The following is a 16007-nucleotide window of genomic DNA, read 5'->3' as shown; positions in this document are numbered from 1 at the left end:
CAAATATAGTTTTAAATCTTTATATTCCAAATAAATTATATAAAAAATTAATTTAAACTAATAATTAAACACATCAATCAAAAAAAAGAACTCAAAATTACATATTAAACAATATATTTGTTAAAATCTATTGTGTGAAATTTGTCCGTTTTATGTATCAAAATTGTCCAAAAAACTTTCACTTTTGACGAATTCTCAATAATCTTGTAGCTTAGCAGGCAAAAATCATTTGTTACATTTTTACTGAAGCTTAAAAACAACCAAAAAAATATTTTTGAAATCAGTTTTAAATCCACTTAAATATTCCAATAATTCATGAAAAAAATAAAATTTTTTGAACATTATCGTACCAAAGAAATACTCATAACCCTATTTTTATTCACAGTCATGCAGTCTAAATTACAAGCCCAAAATCAAATAATACCGTTGTGGAATGCAATTCCGGGAGAATTAAAAACGTCCAATTATATAGAAAATGAGTCTGTAAAAGATGGAAAAGTACAGAGCACAAGTCTAGTCACCATTCCAACATTGAGTATTTTTTTACCAAAAGAACCTAAACCCAATCAAACTGCGGTTCTCATTTTCCCAGGCGGAGGATATCAGCATTTAGCGATTGACAAAGAAGGTACGAAGGTCGCCAACTGGCTAAATAGTTTAGGAATTGCGGCTTTTGTCATCAAATATAGATTGCCCAGCGATCAGATCATGAAAGACAAAAATATCGGCCCATTACAGGACGCACAGGAAGCTATGCGCTACGTGAGACAAAATGCAGCAAAGTACAGCATAGACAGCAACAAAATTGGCATTATGGGTTTCTCTGCCGGAGGGCATTTGGCTTCCACCTTGGCAACTCATTATGATGATGTAACTTATGAAACAAGTTCTAAAATAAGTGCACGTCCGGATTTTACACTTTTAATCTATCCCGTAATCTCTATGCAAAATGGTATTACACACAAGGGTTCTCAAGTTAGTTTATTAGGAAACCATCCTTCACAGGAATTACTCGATTTTTATTCTAATGAAAAGAGAGTGAACTCAAAGACACCGGCAGCTTTCTTAATTCACGCTACAGACGACACAGTGGTTTTACCGGAGAATAGCATCAATTACTATCTTGCTCTCAAAAAAAATGATGTCCCGGCTGAGTTACATCTTTATGAAAAAGGCGGGCATGGTTTTGGCTTGGGCGTAAACAATACCAGTAAATTTTGGACCAGAGATTGCGAAGAATGGCTTAAAGTTCATGAATACATACCATTATAAAAGAAAAGTAAAAGCAAAAAAAAAGGGTCTTTAGACTCGGTTAACCAACCAACCAGATCTAAAAACCCTATAAAAATAAGACTCTTTTGTAATCTTGCAAATTCATACAAAGCTTATACCCACGATCAAATGAATAAGTCAAATTTTCATTGTAATTAAAAAATTGTTTCTCCAAAAACAGTTAATTATAGCAACCTATATGCCGCATAAAAGGTAGACACGACATAAACCCACGGTTTCTACGGTGCAAAAGTACAAGCAACTTTAGAGAAATCATTACGCCTTTCCACATTCCAAAAATCTTTTTCGTTTTAACACCGCTAAGTAATTGACTGTGCGAAATACTAACAGTCGAAAATCTTTTGTTTTTCTTTTAAAGGGGCTAAGGTACTAAGGTTCTAAATTGCTAAGTTGCTAAGGTCCTAAAGTTGGAAATATTAAATCCTTAAAACCTGCAAGTTTTCTTATTCTAGATTAAGTTGTAACAAGTTCTTTAATAGTACATTTGTCAGATACTTTTTTTTATAAAACACTAAAAAATCAAAGACTGAAAGCACAAATATTCCAGAACCCCCTTAGCAACTTAGAACCTTAACACCTCTAAAAACTACTGACTATGATAACATACGAATTCTTACTACTAGGAAAAAACCAGGGCATACTGGAGATTTTACTAAGACTGGTTAATGCTTCTGAAAACTGGAATGCAGTTGGTTTCAGTGACCAAAAATTAGCTCAGGAATATTTTCTGAACAACAAAATTGACATTGTTCTTTTGAGCTCCGGAATCGAAGATCATATCGAGAAAGAATTTACCTCTTTTTGTATGAAAGAGCAGCCCGATGTCGAAGTAATTGAACATTTTGGAGGTGGAAGCGGTTTGTTAAAATCAGAAATTGAATATCGATTGCATCTGAAAGGAAAAATTTAAATGCAAGCAAATTATCTAAATTTGCACAAAACCAAACGCTAAAAATGGAAAAGAAATATTCAGTTGTCATTCATCCCTCACTAGAAATAATTGAGGCCATCAAATTAATGAAAGAACTTCTAGCAACTGAAATTGGCTGGTTCAACAGTAAAAATTCGATTGCACATATTACGATTTGTGAATTTACAATTGACAACTCTCAAATAGACAAATTCAAACAAAAACTTATAAAAGTTTGTGATAGCTTTACTCCTTTTGAGGTGCTTTTGGATCGTTTTGGTTCTTATGAAAGCGGCGCGTTTTTCATTGCTCCAAACGAAGAATCAAAAGAAAATTTAAAACCTATCATGAAAAAGATGCAGGAAGCACTACAGCTTTCAAATCTTAAAAAGAGCAGTGATCCTCATATTTCTATTGGTAGAAAACTAACTCCTGAGAATCTTAAAATAGCATCGCAGCTTTTTACCACAATTGCCATGGATCTTTCCTGTAAAGAAATTATTCTCCGTGAATTCGATCCGGTAAGAAAGCAGTTTTTTGTAATTGATTCTATTCCTTTTGGCAGTAATCCGCAGCCGGAGCTTATACAAGGAACTTTGTTTTAAATGTGAAATGTTTATTGTGAGATGTGAGATGTGAGATGTGAGATGGGAGATGGGAGATGGGAGATGTGAGATGCAAGATGCAAGATGCAAGATGTGAGATGTGAAGAGTAGAAAACCTGAAACTTCAAACTTGAAACTTCAAACTTGAAACTTGAAACTTGAAACTTCAAACTTGAAACCCATAAAACCTGAAACTTCATTTTTTCGTATATTTGAATTTTACAATTCTCTGCTATGAAATCACTGGATTCCTTTTACAAAGATATTACCGAAGGCTCTTCTATTGAACCCAGTTCATTGTTGCCAAATGATATTCAAAAAGAAATTGGTCATTTTAATATTTTTGACATCAAAGAACTTTTAGAACGCCTTAAAGGAAAGGCCATTATGCCTTATGACCGACGCGCTTACTACAAAATCAGTTTGATTAAAGGTAAAAATCGTGCTGAATATGCCGATAAAATAATCGAGATCGAAAAACAGGGACTTTTATTTGCAACACCTAAAATTCCGTACAATTACTTGCCTCAGGACAGTAATCAATCGGGGCAATTTTGTGTGTTTACCAGCGAATTTCTATCGAAAAGCAAAAGCGGAATTGATTTAGACGAACTCCCTATTTTTGCTTCTGACGGTTATCCGATTTTTCAGTTAACCGACGAAGAAGTGACAGAGGTAGAATTGATCTTAAACAAAATACAAAAAGAAATCAACTCTGATTATATTTACAAATACGATTTAATTCGGAATTATGTTGCCGAGTTAATTCACTTCGGACAAAAATTGCAACCTATAACCGCATTGTATTCCAAGCACAATTCGGCCGCCAGAGTGTCTTCATTATTTGCTGAACTGTTGGAAAGACAATTCCCTATCGAATCTCCAAATCAGCGCTTACAACTCAGAACCGCAAAAGATTTTGCCGAAAGATTATCTGTTCATGTGAATCATCTCAATAAAGTTCTAAAGGAGAATACCGGAAAAACCACAACCGAATTGATCAGTAGCCGTCTGACCAGTGAGGCCAAAATTCTTTTAAAACAAACGGACTGGAATATCTCTGAAATTGCCTTTTCTTTAGGTTTTGAAGAACTGGCCCATTTCTCCAACTTCTTTAAAAAACAGACTTCCTTTACTCCTTTGGCCTTTCGTAGTTAATTGTTTATTGTGAGATGTGAAATGTGAGTTGTTGAGTTTGTACTCTTGACACTTAATTCATAACTCATAATTCATAACTAATAACTAATAACTCATTAATCTGATTTGAATTTCGCAAACATCGATTTGATATTTACAATTCCCCCACACTACTTCGCCCCTACCTTTGTCTTATTAATTTAAAACATAAAATAAAATGGCAGTACATACAAAAATTGCTCTGGTAACAGGTGGCAGCAGAGGTTTAGGAAAAAATATGGCGATTGCAATTGCTAAAAAAGGAATCGACGTTATCATTACCTATAATAGTAAAAAAGAAGAAGCCGATTTGGTTGTAAAAGAAATTGAAAGCTTAGGACAAAAAGTAGCCTCTCTTCAATTAAATGTAGCAGATTCCGCTACTTTTGACAGCTTTTTCAGCTCTGTTGCAGAAACTCTAAAAAGTACTTTTAAAACGGATAAGTTTGACTTTTTAGTAAACAATGCTGGAATTGGAATCCACAATTCATTTGCAGGAACAACAGAAGCCGAATTCGATCAATTGACTAATATACAATTTAAAGGGCCTTTTTTCTTAACACAAAAGGCATTAAATGTCATGAATGACGGCGGTGGAATCGTAAATATCTCAACCGGTCTGGCAAGATTCTCTTTTCCGGGTTATGCTGCTTATGCCTCTATGAAAGGTGCTATTGAAACTTTAACCAAATATCAGGCAAAAGAACTGGGCGAGCGAAAAATCAGAGCCAATGTAGTTGCTCCGGGCGCTATCGAAACCGATTTTGGAGGTGGTGTGGTTCGCGACAACGAACAATTAAACAAAAATCTGGCAGCGGTTACCGCCTTAGGAAGAGTGGGTTTACCGGACGATATAGGTGGTGTAGTTGCCTTTTTATGTACTGAAGAGGCACGTTGGGTAAATGCACAACGCATCGAAGTATCAGGTGGAATGAATTTGTAATTTTTATTTTGCGAATCTATAATTAAACCCGACAGGTTTCTAAACCTGTCGGGTTTGGTATGCGGAGCTCAACTATTTCGTTTTACATATTTTATTGCATTACTTCAAAAAAACAAAACCCAACAGATTTCTAAAATCTGTTGGGTCTGTCATTTTCAATATATTGATTTAGTAAGAATTCCTTTTTTAATCTTTCTCGATGATTACATCAAATCCTCCATTTTTATCAAACACCACATCATAGAATTTGGAGTTTTTTTGAATTCCAACCTCGTAGGTAGTTTTGTTTTTATCGTCTACGACAACCGCTACTTCTTTAATAGCATTTGCAGCGTAATTTTTCTTCAGATAGGTTTGTGCTTTTTGTGGCAACTGACTTAGCGGAATCTGCAATTCAAAGGCTTTTAGAACTCCTAAATTATCATAAACTGCCAACGCATTCGTATTTTTATCCTTTTTGAATTTAGCCTCATATCGAATTTCGTCATCATCATCTCCAACGTATTTCAAAGTCCATACCGGAACTTTATCCGGATATTCTTTCTGAAAAGTAAACACTACTTTTTCGGGTGGAGTCACAACTTTGTTCGGATAAACTTCATTCTGACCAATTAAAAAGCTGCTATATAAAAAGGTAATCATTAGGAACAGTTTTTTCATACGACTCAATTTTAAATTATTATCCCTTAAAATAACGTATTAAAATTACTACTTTAATCCGAAGAAAAAATGATATTATAAAAAAATGTTAAAATAAACGGTAACAATGTTCTGTGTCAGACGTCTTACGAAAAACCAAAACCACAAAATGAACACTAACCTGAAAAATTTTGAAACTTCACCACAACTATATGCCCGCATCGCCGGAGCCTTATATCTGGTGATCATTGTCATGGGATTCTTCGCAGAGACTTTTGTTAGAAACAAATTATTTGTATCCGGAGATGCCAACGCAACCGCCAATAACATTATACATTCGCCATTTTTATGGAAAATTGGTATTACTGCAGATCTCATCATGCAAATTTGTGATTTACCAGTAATGATCATTCTTTATTACTTACTAAAACCCGTAAACCGAAAACTGGCACTCTTAAATTTATCATTTAATTTGATTCAAACTGCCGTTTTAGTAGCCAATAAACTGAATCTTTTAGCAGCATTGTTCTTTCTGGGAGATGCCGAATATTTAAAATCTTTCAGCCCCGATCAGTTGCATACCTTATCTTATCTTTCGATCAAACTGCATGATTTTGGTTTCGGAATCGGATTGATCTTTTTTGGATTTGTTTGTTTACTGGAGGGCTATCTGATCTTTAAATCAGGTTATTTACCAAAGGCAATTGGAGTTTTAATGAGTCTGGCGGGAATTTGTTACCTTACCAATAGTTTCTTCTTAATTCTGATCCCGAAACTTTCAAGTATAATTTTATTGATGCCATGTTTGATTGCCGAATTGTCACTTAGTTTATGGCTTGTTTTTAAAGGGGTAAAATTGCCGGTCTGGAAAGAAAAAATAGCATAATCAATCCGTTGCTCATATTTTTATTAACACATAGAAACATAGATTTTGTACGCGTAAAAAGGCGTTACACTTCAAATATAGACTCATAGCGCTATGTGAAAGAAATATTTTTCTTTTATAACGACTTCTAAGCACATCAAAAAAATCTATGTTTCTATGTGTTAAAAATTTTTCACGCAGATTTACGCAGACTTTTTTTAATTCTTTTATCCTATAATTTATCATTATTATTTTAGATCCTAACAAAAGTATATTATTTGGAATACAATCAAAAAAGCCTGCCGGAATTACTTCTTAGCAGGCTTCTTTTTGAAATAATTGAATTAGTAAGCTTCCTTATTTCCGGTTTTTTATATTTTTTTTATATTTCTGTCCAAATTTTGGTATCAGTATCATTTTTTCAATCGATCCGATAGTTCTCTTTTATACGTAATACCAATTGGCAGCCTTTCATTTTTAATCACTACGAAATCTTTGTCCGTTGTTTCAATTTTATCCAGTGCTACGATATACGATTTATGAATGCGCATAAAATTCTTCTCGGGCAAACATTTCTCAAATTCACTGGTTGTAATAGAAGCCAGATATGTTCTTTTTGTTGTATGCAGTTTCACATAATTGCCAAAACTCTGTGCAAACAAAAGCTGGTCTAATTCTATGTCGATAAAGTAACCGTCAACTTTCACTGTCACACTACTTACGACTGTTTCTTCGGTTTTCATTTTACCATTTTCCGTAGCAAAAAAACGATCGATTGCTTTGAGGAATCTGGGGAAATAAATGGGTTTGAGCAGGTAATCTATAACACCGTAATCGTAACTTTCAAGGGCATACTCAGAATAAGCAGTAGTTAAAATTGTACTGGGATGCGTTGGAATAATCTTCAGTAGTTCCATCCCTGAAATCTCGGGCATATTGATGTCCAGAAACATCAAATCAACAGGATGGTCTCTTAAATAATCCATTGCTTCAATACCGTTAAAGCCTTGAAAAACCAATTCTAATTGCGGATTTTGCTTGATGTAATTCGCCAGCACATAATGCGCTGCCGGTTCATCATCGACAATTATACATTTTTTAGGTTCTCTCATTCTACAAACTTTTTCAATTGCAGTTTCAAATCTACGATATAAGTATTTTTATCGTCCTGAATGTCTAATTTATACGCTTTACCATAAATCAGATTCAAGCGCTCAATGGTGTTTTTTAAACCAATCTTAGTCGAAACAACATCGGTTTTTTTCTTCGGAATGGAATTTACGACATGCAAATGAAGCAACCCGTTCTCGACCGTAATGATGATTCTCACAAAACATTTTTCTATCGCACAAGTTCCGTGTTTGAATGCATTTTCGATAAACGCAATCAACAGCATGGGCGATACTTTATAGGCATTTTCATTGTCGATTTTACAATCGTACGTAATCTCACAGCGATACCCTACTCTTTCTTTTTCAAGTTGAACATAACTGTTTATAAACTCGAGTTCGTCTTCCAGAGACACACATTGTTTGTTATTGCTTTCAAGCTGATAACGCATCAACTGTGATACTTTCATGATTAAATCCGGCGTTCTGTCGGGAAACTCGAGACTAATTCCGTACAGCGTATTAAAGGTATTGAATAAAAAGTGCGGATTCAATTGTCCTTTTAACGAATTCAATTGCATTTGGTTGAACAAAAGAGTCTCATCGGTCTGTCTCTTGTGGATTCTGTAAAACTTAAAAACAATTATCGGACTCAATATACAAACTAAAGTCCCTAAAACACTGGCCAGTTGATACACATAACTGCGCTGATGCGAGTTTTGGTACAGACGACAGTTACTAAACATTTCCAGACTGGTAACCTCATACAAAACAACCGAAAAGAGTAATACTCCCGCCAGTGTCAGAAAAATATAAGTTACAGGGCGCTGTTTTTTAAAAAGTATGGGAAGTAAAAAGAAACGGTTGAATTGGGCATGAAAATATAAAATTAAATAGAAAAAAATGCCCATTAAGATGGAGGTAAACGAACTGAACAACATCCAGTCGTTTTTTAAGGTATAAATAGTAAATGAAAAGGCAACAACGGCAATTTCCTGCCACCATTTGTGATCCAATATGTTTTCCAGTTCTTTATTCATTCTTAAAACTTAAATAGTTTACAAATTAACCACATTTTTTTAGTTTTTATTTCCAATAAATGACCAATTGAATTGGTCATTTATAATCGCATTACATCATTTAAGAAAGCTTTTATCCGTGCAAGTGAAATAATTTTGAGAGATCAAATTCATACCACTAATTTTATGTACTTCAAAAAAATTACTTTATTAGTTTTCTTGATTTTTGCCTGTGGTAGTTATGCTCAAACTCTGTCTTTAAAAGAAGCCATAAAAACAGGTTTGGAAAACTACGGTTCCATCAAGGCAAAAAACAATTACACCAATGCATCACGCGAAAGTCTTAAGCAGTCTAAACGTGATTACCTGCCCAACCTAAACTTATCGGCACAACAGGATTACGGAACTGTAAACGGTCAAAACGGGCCTCTTTATGGTTTTGGGGGTCTTGGAGTAGCTTCTTCCGGGCTTCCTTTACCGGAACAAAACTGGAATTCGGCATTTGGCGCACTTTATCTGGTCAACATGAACTGGGATTTTTTCACTTTCGGAAAAACACAGGAAAAAATCAATTTATCTAAAATTGATGTTCAGGCCAAAGAAAAGGATCTGAAACAGGAAAAATTCCAACAGGAAATCAAAATTTCTGCCGCCTATCTGAATTTACTCGCAAGTCAGAGATTGTTAATTTCACAGCAAAAAAATCTGGATCGCGCTCAGGTTTTCAAAAAAACAGCCGTAGCAAGAGTGAAGAACGGATTATTAGCCGGAGTCGATTCTACTTTAGCCACTGCCGAAGTATCAAAAGCTAAAATTGCGCTGAATCTGGCCAAAAACTTTGTCAAAGAACAAAACAACAAATTGGTCGATCTAATGGGCGTTGCTCCTCAGGATTTTGTAACCGATTCCCTTTTTGTCACTCAAATTCCAAAAGAACTGATTAAGGAAAATACTGCAACAGACAGTCTTCATCCTTTATTGCAATTGTATAAAACAAAAATCGATTACAGCAATCAGCAAGTCAAATTGTACAAAAGATTCTATTATCCAACCATGACTGCTTTTGGTGTTTTGCAAACCAGAGCTTCAGGATTTGACAGTAGCTATGCCACAAATCAGCATGCCTTTACCCGAAATTACTGGGATGGTGTCAATCCGGATCGTACCAATTATTTAGTTGGAATTGGAATTACATGGAATTTAACGACTCCTTTCCGTTCAAACAAGCAAGTCACTGCTCAGAAATTTATTTCTCAGGGACTACAGGAAGAATACAACCAGGCAGACCGTGAACTGAAATCACAGTTGAATTTTGCTGAAGATAAAATCAAAATCACTTTAGAGAATTATGCCGAAGCACCTATTCAAGTGGATGCTGCCAAAAGAGCCTATCTTCAGAAATCGACTTTATACAAAAACGGCTTAACTGATCTGACTGATTTAACGCAGACGATGTACGTTTTAAATCGTGCCGAAATCGATCGTGATATTGTCAATAATAATGTGTGGCAGTCGTACTTACTAAAAGTCGCTGCAACAGGAAATTTTGACCTATTTATAAATGAATTTTAATTATAAAGCCCAATGAATTTAATACGTTTTGCACTCCGCAAGCCCATCTCCATTCTCGTATTGGTTGCGGGTCTCTTTTTCTTCGGAATTGGTGCCATCAGAGACATTAAGGTCGATATTTTACCGAAAATGAATTTGCCGGTTATCTATATTGCGCATCCGTTTGGAGGTTATACACCCGACCAGATGGAAGCTTATTTTGCTAAAAACTACGTAAACGTTTTACCTTTTTCGAATGGTATCAAATCGGTAGAAACCAAAAATATTCAGGGGTTAATGATTATGAAATTAACCTATTATGAAGGAACCAATATGGCGCAGGCCGCTGCCGAACTGAGCGCGCTATCCAACAGAATCCAGGCGGTTTTTCCTCCGGGAACACAACCTCCTTTTATCATACGTTTTGATGCTTCATCATTGCCAATCGGACAATTGGTTTTGAGTTCAAAAATCAGATCGAACAACGAATTACAGGATTTAGCCAACGTTTATGTTCGTGCTTCTTTTACTTCGATTCCCGGTTTATTGTCTCCGGCTCCTTTTGGCGGAAGCCCAAGAACTATTGAGGTTAACGTAGATCCGGATCTATTGCGTTCGCACAATATGACGCCCGATCAAATTGTCGAGGCGATTCGTTTAAACAATCAGACGGCTCCTTCCGGAAACGTGAGAATGGGCGACAAAAATTATATTACGCCTACCAATAATACGATTAAAGAAGTTAAAGATTTTGAGCAGATTCCGTTATTCAAAGGCGGTGTTCAAAACTTAAAATTAGGCGATGTGGCGAGCGTAAAAGACGGTGCCGATATTACAGCGGGTTACGCTTTGGTAAACGGAAAACGTTCGGTTTATATCAGTATTGCTAAAGCGGGAGATGCTTCGACCTGGGATGTGGTTCAGAAATTAAAAAAAGAACTTCCTAAAATTCAGAGTACACTTCCGGAAGATGTTAATTTATCTTACGAATTCGACCAGTCGGTTTATGTAATCAACTCCGTTAAAAGTTTGATTACCGAAGGAATTATCGGTGCGGTTTTAACCGGATTAATGGTAATGCTTTTCCTGGGCGACCGTCGTGCTGCTTTAATCGTAATTATGACCATTCCAATTTCGATTATTTCCGGAGTTTTATTCCTGAAATTATTCGGACAAACGATCAACTTAATGTCTTTGAGCGGACTAGCACTTGCTATTGGAATTCTGGTAGACGAAAGTACGGTAACCATAGAAAACATTCACCAGCATCTCGACATGGGAAAACCCAAGGCACTCGCCATTTGGGATGCCTGTCAGGAAATTGCTTTGCCTAAATTATTGATCTTACTGTGTATACTCGCCGTATTTGCACCGGCATTTACCATGGTGGGTATTCCCGGAGCCTTGTTTCTTCCTTTAGCTTTAGCGATTGGATTTTCGATGGTGATTTCGTTTTTATTGTCACAAACCTTTGTGCCGGTAATGGCTAACTGGATGATGAAAGGACACGAAAAGCATCCACATGGCCCTGAAATTACCGACGACGAAGCCGAATTTAATGACTGCGGTTTAACTCCCGAATCAGAACAAAACCTGATCACTCAGAAAAAAAGTTATGTAGAAAGAGAAGACACTAATAATAACGGAAAAATAAGTCCTTTTGAGCGTTTCAGAATTCGTTTCATGCGAACTTTAGACCGATTGTTTGTGCACAAAAAAATAACGACCGTTGTTTATTTAGTTTCAGCGACTGTTTTGGCCATTGTTTTAATTGGTTTTATTGGAAAAGATGTTTTTCCAAAAACAAATTCAAGTCAGTTTCAATTAAGAATGCGTGCTGTTGATGGAACACGATTGGAAAGAACCGAAGAACAAGCCCGAATTGTGCTGAAAGAATTAGAAAAAATGGTGGGTAAAGAGCATATCGGAATTTCTTCTGTTTATGTGGGGCAACACCCTTCCCTGTTCTCGATCAACCCGATATATCTCTTTATGGCAGGTTCTCATGAGGCTGTCTTTCAGGTAAGTTTAAAAGAGTATCATGTGGATATGGATGAGTTTAAAGATGAGTTAAGAGCAAGACTGAAAAAAGTTTTACCGGACACTAAACTTTCTTTTGAACCGATCGAATTGACCGATAAAGTATTGAGTCAGGGGTCTCCTACTCCAATTGAAATTCGAATTGCCGGAAAAGACAAAAAACGAAATGAATTATATGCCACTCAGATTGTAAACAAACTAAACGCGATATCTTATTTCAGAGATGTACAAATTGGTCAGCCGATACATTATCCGGCCATGAACATTAATATTGACAGAACACGTGCCGCCGAATTGGGCGTTGATATGAATGATATTTCACGTTCTCTTATCGCATCGACTTCATCGTCACGTTATACTGAAAAAAACAACTGGGTCGACGAAAAAGCAGGATTATCCTATTCTGTACAAGTTCAGGTTCCGTTGAATAAAATGAAAAGCAAAACCGATATTGGAGAAATTCCGGTATTGAAAAACTCGCTTCGTCCTGTTTTAAGTGACGTTGCCAAAATTACACCCGGCTTTGTAAGTGGTGAAAATGACAATTTAGGGGCCATGCCATACATTACCGTTACGGCCAACATCAACCAGACCGATTTGGGGACGGCCACAAAAGATGTTGCATCGACCATTAGTTCATTAGGCGAATTGCCACGTGGTTTATTTATTACTCCAATTGGACTAAGTACGGTATTAAGCGAAACATTAAGCAGTTTACAGACCGGATTATTGGTTGCCGTTTTTGTAATCTTCTTAATGTTGGCCGCTAATTTTCAGTCGTTCAAAGTTTCACTGGTGATCTTAACCACAGTTCCAGCGGTTGTTTTAGGCGCTTTATTAATGCTTATCCTTACAGGTTCAACCCTTAATTTACAATCGTATATGGGAATCATCATGTCGGTTGGAGTTTCTATTGCCAATGCCGTTTTATTGGTGACCAATGCCGAGCAACTTCGAAAAATAAACGGAAATGCCTTAGAATCTGCGAGAGAAGCCGCGGCATTACGTCTTCGTCCGATTATCATGACATCGGTAGCGATGATTGCGGGAATGCTCCCAATGGCGATTGGTCACGGCGAAGGAGGCGATCAGGTTTCTCCGTTAGGAAGAGCGGTTATCGGCGGATTATTATTTTCTACTTTTGCCGTATTGTTGATCCTTCCGCAGATATTTGCATGGGCACAGGAAAAAACATCGACACAATCCGTTTCTTTAGATCCTGAAGACGAAGAAAGTATCCATTATATTTCATCCATAAGTAAGTCGAAAGTTAGAAAGTAACCTGTTGGAGTAATTATTTTAAACACATAGAAACATAGAATTTTATGTCAAAAAAGAGAGAAGAAGAAACAAGTTTCCACACATAGCTAAACTATGTGCATTTAAATTAGTGAAACGCCTTTTTAAAACTTCAACAACTATGTTTCTATGTGTTTAAAAAAATTACACGCAACGGCTTAAAACATATTCATTATATAAAACAAAAAAATGAAAAGTAACATTATAAAATCAACCGCATTATTGTTTACAACCTTAGTTGTGTTAAGCAGCTGCGAAAAGAAAAAAGAAGAAGCTCCTAAAGCGGAAATCGAACCTAAAGTCGAAACTTTCCTTTTGGCCAAAGAAAAACTGACTACAGAATTGCGCTTGCCGGCAGAATTAACCGGTTTTCAACAAGTAGATTTGTATGCCAAAGTAAGCAGTTTTGTAAAATTGCTGAAAGTAGATATTGGTTCGAAAGTAAAAAAAGGCCAGTTACTAATTGTTCTTGAAGCACCGGAGATCAGTTCGCAATTGGCTGCTGCCGAATCGAGATTAAAATCGATGGAAGCCATATACGCCACCAGCAAAAGTACCTACAATCGTTTGTACGAAACAAGCAAAGTTGAAGGAACCATTTCTAAAAACGACTTAGAAATGGCCAGCGGAAAGAAAAACTCAGACTACGCGCAATATCAGGCAGCCATCGCGGCACACAAAGAAATCTCGATTATGAGAGGGTACTTAGAAATCCGTGCCCCTTTTGACGGAGTGGTATCCGCCAGAAATGTCAATTTAGGAACCTTTGTAGGTCCTGCCGGAAAAGGTTCTGACTTACCTTTGTTGACCATTCAGCAACAGGATAAATTGCGTTTGGCCGTTTCGGTACCGGAATTGTACACCGGATATTTACACAATGGCGACGAAATGAGCTTTAATGTAAAATCGCTTCCGGACACTTTTACCGCTAAAATTACCAGAATGTCCGGTGCTTTAGATTTAAAACTGCGTTCTGAAAGAGTCGAAATGGACGTTCACAACACCCAAACCAATCTATTACCCGGAATGGTAGCCGAGGTTTTATTACCGCTTAACGCGAAAGACAGCACGTTTGTCATTCCGAAATCGGCATTGGTAAATTCAGCCGAAGGTTTGTTCGTCATCAAAGTGCTGAACCACAAAGCCACCCGCATTGACGTTAAAAAAGGAAGAGAAATCGACGACAAAGTAGAAGTTTTCGGCGATTTAAACCTAAAAGATAAACTAGTAAAAATTGCCAGCGAAGAAACTAAGGATGGGGATGTTATAAACGAATAACCTGCGTTTTGTCTTCTTTTTAGTAGATTACCAATTACTGTACGCATTCTTCGGAGTGCAAATCTAAAATTTGCCTTAGGACAGTTCCTCTTTTTGGAGGGACTGTTTTTTTTAATTTAATTCCTTTTGATAGAATCTTTTTTAACCTCTGGTTTTCCCTGAGGCAAACTTATTTTTGTAGAATCTACTGATTTTTTAGATTTATAACGATTAATATATAAATGAATATTCTGAGTCGGAATATTTATATTTTGAACATTCTTATCTTTTTGGGGGTTTAATACCTGAATGCTTGAAAAAACAATAAAACTAAGAAGTAAAATGACAAGAATAGTTTTGAGAATATTCATCAGACAGTTAAGCTTTTTAATTTTCTTCCAGATTTTTTCAAAATCTAATTTAAAATCGGAATATATTTTATTATATGCATTCTTAATTTCATCTTCTTCTTTTTTAACGTCTCCTTTAAGACAAAAAATATTATATTCTACAATTGATAAAATATAAAAAGCAATTATTGTGTATAATAAATAGGCTAAAATTATCAATCCCAAAATCCATGGTTTTTCTTTTACTTGATAACTAGCAAATACTGTTGCACTAAAAGTTAATGGAAATGCAAAAACTTGTTTACTAACTGCGTCGATATTCTTCTCTAAACTTTCAAAGTATTTATTTCTTTCTTCTTTAAATTTCGATTTAATTTTATCAAAAGCAAAATCTAAAACATAATTTTCATAATCTTTTTCAGCCAGACTCAAAAGCAATTTTAAACTTTTAATAATTTCAAAAAAACGATCATGAATATCTTTTTCATGAATACCTATATTGGTTATAATTTCTTTAAAAAACTGTATAAACTCTTTCTTTTCAAATAAAACTTTTAAATCCTCAAAAGTAGGTTTCAGATCATCTAAATCTCCTACACGATCTTCTTTGTTTTTATAACCAATATGAAATACTCCATTGTCTTTGCTTATAATTATAAACTGATTATTTGATTCATTCAAAAAAGTTGTAAACAATGGATTCGCTTTTAAAAAATCTAGAAGTTTTTGATATATATATAAATTAAAAATTATAGCTTTTTCTTGAGTAAATATTTCCTGATTGTTTTTTAAAATTGAAGCTCCACTTCTCTTTAAAATTAATATTAATGATTCATCAAAATTATCTCTATACCTAGAATAATTATTGCAAAAATCATCTAAATCGTAAAAAATAAAGGTATCCTTAAGTAAACATGAACTTAGAATGATTTCATATTTATTATCTAATAA

Annotated in this window: 13 protein-coding genes; 9 read left to right on the top strand and 4 right to left on the bottom strand. The window is 35.5% G+C overall.

What is annotated here, in order from left to right:
- The first annotated feature begins 315 nt into the window (after positions 1-315).
- The 5 genes from FLA105534_RS01900 (at position 316) to FLA105534_RS01880 (ending at position 4927) form a co-directional block, all read left to right on the top strand.
- Complete coding sequence (locus FLA105534_RS01900; protein ID WP_173964359.1) at positions 316-1272, top strand: alpha/beta hydrolase; 957 nt, start codon at positions 316-318, stop codon at positions 1270-1272.
- A gap of 616 nt (positions 1273-1888) precedes the next feature.
- On the top strand, positions 1889-2203 hold the full coding sequence (locus tag FLA105534_RS01895) for a hypothetical protein (RefSeq protein ID WP_173964358.1): 315 nt from the start codon (positions 1889-1891) through the stop codon (positions 2201-2203).
- Between the two features lie 44 nt (positions 2204-2247).
- A complete protein-coding gene (locus FLA105534_RS01890) occupies positions 2248-2808 on the top strand; it encodes a 2'-5' RNA ligase family protein (protein ID WP_173964357.1) in 561 nt (186 codons plus the stop codon).
- A 234-nt stretch (positions 2809-3042) separates the two neighbouring features.
- Positions 3043-3966: a helix-turn-helix domain-containing protein gene (locus FLA105534_RS01885; protein WP_173964356.1), complete on the top strand. Its 924-nt coding sequence runs from the start codon at positions 3043-3045 to the stop codon at positions 3964-3966.
- 196 nt (positions 3967-4162) lie between these two features.
- Complete coding sequence (locus FLA105534_RS01880; protein WP_173964355.1) at positions 4163-4927, top strand: SDR family NAD(P)-dependent oxidoreductase; 765 nt, start codon at positions 4163-4165, stop codon at positions 4925-4927.
- Positions 4928-5113: 186 nt separating this feature from the next.
- Here FLA105534_RS01880 and FLA105534_RS01875 read toward each other — a convergent pair whose 3' ends face one another.
- A complete protein-coding gene (locus tag FLA105534_RS01875; RefSeq protein ID WP_173964354.1) occupies positions 5114-5587 on the bottom strand; it encodes a hypothetical protein in 474 nt (157 codons plus the stop codon).
- A 148-nt stretch (positions 5588-5735) separates the two neighbouring features.
- Between FLA105534_RS01875 and FLA105534_RS01870 the strand changes: the two genes are divergently transcribed.
- Positions 5736-6452: a DUF4386 domain-containing protein gene (locus tag FLA105534_RS01870; protein ID WP_173964353.1), complete on the top strand. Its 717-nt coding sequence runs from the start codon at positions 5736-5738 to the stop codon at positions 6450-6452.
- A 392-nt stretch (positions 6453-6844) separates the two neighbouring features.
- Here the strand turns inward: FLA105534_RS01870 and FLA105534_RS01865 are convergent, their stop codons facing one another.
- Both FLA105534_RS01865 and FLA105534_RS01860 read right to left on the bottom strand, forming a co-directional pair.
- A complete protein-coding gene (locus FLA105534_RS01865; protein WP_173964352.1) occupies positions 6845-7543 on the bottom strand; it encodes a LytR/AlgR family response regulator transcription factor in 699 nt (232 codons plus the stop codon).
- On the bottom strand, positions 7540-8580 hold the full coding sequence (locus FLA105534_RS01860) for a sensor histidine kinase (protein WP_173964351.1): 1041 nt from the start codon (positions 8578-8580) through the stop codon (positions 7540-7542). Before FLA105534_RS01860 ends, FLA105534_RS01865 begins: the two co-directional genes overlap by 4 nt.
- Positions 8581-8745: 165 nt before the next feature.
- Here FLA105534_RS01860 and FLA105534_RS01855 point away from each other — a divergent pair, with 165 nt between their 5' ends.
- The 3 genes from FLA105534_RS01855 (at position 8746) to FLA105534_RS01845 (ending at position 14727) form a co-directional block, all read left to right on the top strand.
- A complete protein-coding gene (locus FLA105534_RS01855) occupies positions 8746-10131 on the top strand; it encodes a TolC family protein (RefSeq protein ID WP_173964350.1) in 1386 nt (461 codons plus the stop codon).
- A gap of 12 nt (positions 10132-10143) precedes the next feature.
- On the top strand, positions 10144-13431 hold the full coding sequence (locus tag FLA105534_RS01850; protein ID WP_173964349.1) for an efflux RND transporter permease subunit: 3288 nt from the start codon (positions 10144-10146) through the stop codon (positions 13429-13431).
- Positions 13432-13638: 207 nt separating this feature from the next.
- The gene (locus tag FLA105534_RS01845; RefSeq protein WP_173964348.1) at positions 13639-14727 is read left to right on the top strand and encodes an efflux RND transporter periplasmic adaptor subunit; all 1089 of its coding nucleotides are present in this window, start codon (positions 13639-13641) and stop codon (positions 14725-14727) included.
- Between the two features lie 116 nt (positions 14728-14843).
- Here FLA105534_RS01845 and FLA105534_RS01840 read toward each other — a convergent pair.
- Positions 14844-16007: hypothetical protein (locus FLA105534_RS01840; RefSeq protein ID WP_173964347.1), on the bottom strand; the 1164-nt coding region annotated here is incomplete at its 5' end.

Source organism: Flavobacterium collinsii (assembly GCF_902804485.1).
Classification (GTDB): domain Bacteria; phylum Bacteroidota; class Bacteroidia; order Flavobacteriales; family Flavobacteriaceae; genus Flavobacterium; species Flavobacterium collinsii.
The sequence above is the reverse complement of the archived record's forward strand: the minus strand, read 5'-3'. Positions and strand labels throughout refer to the sequence as shown.